Origin of the sequence: Accumulibacter sp. (assembly GCF_016789985.1) — a bacterium.
Taxonomy (GTDB): domain Bacteria; phylum Pseudomonadota; class Gammaproteobacteria; order Burkholderiales; family Rhodocyclaceae; genus Accumulibacter.
Genome location: NZ_JAEUOL010000204.1, coordinates 1 through 4,004, shown reverse-complemented (window position 1 = coordinate 4,004; position 4,004 = coordinate 1). Strand labels below are relative to the sequence as shown.

Below are 4,004 nucleotides of genomic sequence, written 5' to 3'. Positions count from 1 at the left end.
TCACGCTCGCCTGATGCCCGCCGAGCTGTCGGGCGGCATGGTCAAGCGTGTGGCGCTCGCTCGTGCCTTGTCGCTGGAGCCCGAACTCCTGGTACTCGACGAACCCACCGCCGGACTCGACCCCGACCGTAGCGAAAACTTTGTCAACTTGCTGAAAATGCTGCAAAAAGAACTCGGTTTCACGGTGGTGATGGTGACGCACGATCCCGAGACGCTTGCCGGGCTGGCTACGCGTCTGGCGGTACTCGCCGATCAACGACTGATCGCCTGCGGCACTGCCGCCGAAGTCGCGGCGGTCGACCATCCCTTCATCCACAATTTTTTCAGCTCCGGACGTGCTGCGGCGGCGATCAGACAGGGGGGCGGCTAGCCATGGAAAATCGCGCACATGCCCTGGTCGCAGGGGTGTTTACGCTGCTCCTTGGTGCAGCAGCGGTGTTCTCGATCTGGTGGTTCGGAGGGAAGCACGAGGCGACCAAGGAATACGCGGTGGTGACGCGCAACAACGTTACTGGCCTCAGCCTGCAGGGGCAGGTGCGTTATCGCGGCATCCGGGTGGGCAAGGTGGAGGCGATCGAGCTGGAACCCGATGACGTACGAAACATCCTGATCCGGATCAGCATCGATCGCAACGTGCCGGTCACCCGGGGCACCACGGCAAAACTCGGCTATCAGGGGGTGACCGGCATCGCCCACATCCTGCTGGAAGACAGTGGCTCCGATCCGACGCCATTGCGCACGACCGACGGCGACCTGGGGCGCATTGTGATGCAATCTTCGCTGATCGAGGAGCTGTCGGAGGTTGGCGGGGCGACGTTGCGCCAGGCCCGCGACTTCCTGGCCAAGGCAAACCTGGTGCTCGACGACGACAACCGGAAGCATCTGGGGAAAATTCTCGCCAACCTCGAAGCAACCACCGCCAACAGCAACGAGGTCGCCGTGCAGTTGCGCAAGCTCCTGGCGACCGAGAATCTCCACCTGTTGAACGGCACGCTGCTGCGCGCCGAGCAGGTGGCCGGCGAGGCCGGCCACCTGCTGGCCGAATCCCGTCGTCTGGTGGTCGGCCTGCAGCCGGTGGGCGACAAACTGGGTCAGTTGATCGGCGATCCCTCGACAGGAGGGATCGCCACCCTGGTAGACCGCTTGAATGAAGTGAGTGGCGAGTTGTCGGCCAACTCGCGCCAGCTCAACCGGGTGCTGCAAATGCTCGAGGAATCGCCGCAGAGTCTCATCTTCGGTCCGCCACAGCATGCCCCCGGACCGGGTGAAGCCGGTTTCGTCACACCGCTCGATGGGACATCCCGATGAACAGGCTACTTGCCGTTCTTGGTGGCTGCCTGCTCGTCGCCTGCACCGGCGGCCTGCGCAAGCAACCGGCCGCCGAGGCCTATGATCTGGGCTTGCCGGCCGAGCGCCTGGCCGGCGACGGCCGCTGGTCGACAGTGGCACTCGAAATCCGCGCACCGTACTGGTTTGACTCGCTGGGCATCGAGTATCGCCTGCTCTACGAAAACCCGCTCAAACTGCGCAGCTATGCGGCCAGTCGCTGGGCGGGGGCGCCAAGCCAGTTGCTGGCGCAGCGCTTGCGGCAGCAACTGGGATTCGTCAGCGTCAGCGGAAGAACGGCGGGAGCCTGCCTGTTGCGCATCGAGTTGCAGGAGTTCTCGCAGGTATTCGCCACACCACAGCAGAGCCGCGCGGTGCTGCACGGCCAGGCCAGCCTGCTCGACGCCAGGCAGCAGATGGTCGGCGAGCGATTGATCGCCGTCGAGTCGGCGGCAACGACCGCCGACGCTCGCGGTGCGGTCACGGCGCTGGCTGCGGCGAGCTCCGAGTTCGGACAGCAGTTGGCCGCCTGGTTGAATGATCTTGAGAAACGTGGCAGGCTGAAACACTGCAGCCCGACGGCTGTGGAAAGCAAATGACACTCATACACTCATTGCCCGAGAGGAGAAGCTGGGGATGCCGAACATTTACCAAGTAGGTCTCGACAAGAACACGGCCAATTACACGCCACTGACGCCGCTGACCTTCCTAGCGCGCAGCGCTTACGTCTATCCGGAGCGCACCGCAGTGATTCACGGACAGCGTCGTTACACCTGGCTGCAGACCTTCACTCGTTCGCGGCGACTCGCTTCGGCATTGGCGGCGCATGGGATTGGCGAGGGCGATACCGTCGCGGCGATGCTCAACAATACGCCGGAGATGATCGAGTGCCACTTCGGCGTGCCGGTGACCGGCGCCGTGCTCAATACGCTCAACACCCGCCTTGATGCCGAAACGATTGCCTTCATGCTCGAGCACGGAGAGGCCAAGGTGCTGATCACCGATCGCGAGTACTCGCTCACCGTGCGCAAGGCGCTGGCTGCCATCCAGCGCCAGATCCTGGTCATCGACGTCGATGACCCCGAGTACAGCGGCCCCGGCACCCGGCTTGGAACGCAGGAGTACGAACAGTTCATCGCCGGCGGCAGCCCCGACTTTCCCTGGCGTGGACCGTCCGACGAGTGGGATGCGATTTCTCTCAACTACACCTCGGGCACCACCGGCAATCCCAAGGGGGTGGTCTACCATCATCGTGGCGCCTACCTCAATTCGATGTCGAACATTGTCAGCTGGGGCATGCCGCCACACTCGGTTTACCTGTGGACCCTGCCGATGTTCCACTGCAACGGCTGGTGCTTTGTCTGGACCATGGCCGCCAACGCCGGTACCAACGTCTGCCTGCGCCGAGTAGACCCGAAGTTGATCTTCGAGGCCATCCGCGAGCACGGCGTGACGCACTACTGTGGCGCACCGATCGTGCACAGCCTGATGGCCAACGCTCCGGACGAACTGCGCAGCGGGATCACCCAGAAGGTTTGCGGTCTGATCGCCGCGGCGCCGCCGCCGGCAGCAGTGATCGAGGCGATGGCCAACATCGGGGTCGACCTGACGCACGTCTACGGCTTGACCGAGACCTACGGTCCGGCGGCGGTGTGCGCCAAGCACAGCGACTGGAGCGCGCGGCCGCTGGCCGAACAGGTCGATCTGAATGGCCGCCAGGGCGTACGCTATCACGCCCAGGAGGCGATCACCGTGCTCGACCCGACGAACCTGGAGCAGGTGCCGTGGGACCGCGAAACAATGGGCGAGATCATGTTCCGCGGCAACCTGGTGATGAAGGGCTACCTCAAGAACCAGAAAGCAACCGAGGAGTCCTTCGCCGGCGGCTGGTACCATACCGGCGACTTGGCGGTGATGCACGCGGACGGCTACGTCAAGATCAAGGATCGTTCCAAGGACGTGATCATTTCGGGTGGTGAAAACATATCGTCGATCGAGGTCGAGGATGTGCTCTACAAGCACCCGGCGGTGATTGCCGCAGCCGTGGTCGCCACGCCTGACGTCACCTGGGGTGAAGTCCCCTGTGCCTTCCTGGAATTGCGCGAGGGTGCGACGGTGAGCGAGCAGGAGGTGATCGAGTTCTGCCGGCAGCACATGGCGCGCTTCAAGGTTCCCAAGCGGGTGATCATCTGCACGTTGCCAAAAACCTCGACCGGCAAGATCCAGAAATACGTCCTGCGCGAGCAGGCGAAATCGTCTGCGGCGATCGAATAGGCTTGGCCGCCACCTGGCCGACCACGTCAGACGGGCGGCCAGGCCAACCGGCGGCGGCCCGAACCGTCCGCGATCACCTGTGACCTGAGGAGAAAGAGATGAGCACATCGAGCCCGGATGATCCCTATGTCCTGCGTACGGACCGCGACGGCATCACAACCCTGACGCTGAATCGGGCCAGTCAGTTCAACGCCCTGTCGTTGGCCATGATCGGCGTGCTGCAGGAACAACTGGATGCGATCTCCACTGATCCTGCCGTGCGCGTCGTGGTCATCGCCGGCGCCGGCAAGGCGTTTTGTGCCGGCCACGACCTCAAGGAGATGCGCGCCAACCATCACAAGTCCTTCATGCAGGACCTGTTCCAACGCTGCGGCCGGATGATGATGACGCTGACCCGGATGCCG

5 protein-coding genes are annotated in these 4,004 nt (G+C 63.6%); all 5 read left to right on the top strand.

Annotation, left to right across the window (positions count from 1 at the left end; all coding sequences use genetic code 11):
* On the top strand, positions 1-370 hold a 370-nt coding region (locus JNK99_RS12010; protein ID WP_291853334.1), incomplete at its 5' end, for an AAA family ATPase.
* Positions 371-372: 2 nt separating this feature from the next.
* The gene (locus tag JNK99_RS12005) at positions 373-1,308 is read left to right on the top strand and encodes an MlaD family protein (RefSeq protein ID WP_291853331.1); all 936 of its coding nucleotides are present in this window, start codon (positions 373-375) and stop codon (positions 1,306-1,308) included.
* Positions 1,305-1,925 (top strand): ABC-type transport auxiliary lipoprotein family protein, encoded by a 621-nt coding sequence (locus tag JNK99_RS12000; RefSeq protein ID WP_291853328.1) that lies wholly within the window; start codon positions 1,305-1,307, stop codon positions 1,923-1,925. The genes JNK99_RS12005 and JNK99_RS12000 overlap by 4 nt, the downstream gene beginning before the upstream one ends.
* A 37-nt stretch (positions 1,926-1,962) precedes the next feature.
* The gene (locus JNK99_RS11995; protein ID WP_291853325.1) at positions 1,963-3,600 is read left to right on the top strand and encodes an acyl-CoA synthetase; all 1,638 of its coding nucleotides are present in this window, start codon (positions 1,963-1,965) and stop codon (positions 3,598-3,600) included.
* A 98-nt stretch (positions 3,601-3,698) separates the two neighbouring features.
* Positions 3,699-4,004, top strand: a 306-nt coding sequence (locus JNK99_RS11990) for an enoyl-CoA hydratase/isomerase family protein (protein ID WP_291853323.1), incomplete at its 3' end; no start/stop codon positions are given.

Coding starts and splice junctions, on each gene's coding strand:
- JNK99_RS12000 (WP_291853328.1), top strand. CDS start 1,305: ATGAACAGGCTACTTGCCGTTCTTGGTGGCTGCCTGCTCGTCGCCTGC.
- JNK99_RS12005 (WP_291853331.1), top strand. CDS start 373: ATGGAAAATCGCGCACATGCCCTGGTCGCAGGGGTGTTTACGCTGCTC.
- JNK99_RS11995 (WP_291853325.1), top strand. CDS start 1,963: ATGCCGAACATTTACCAAGTAGGTCTCGACAAGAACACGGCCAATTAC.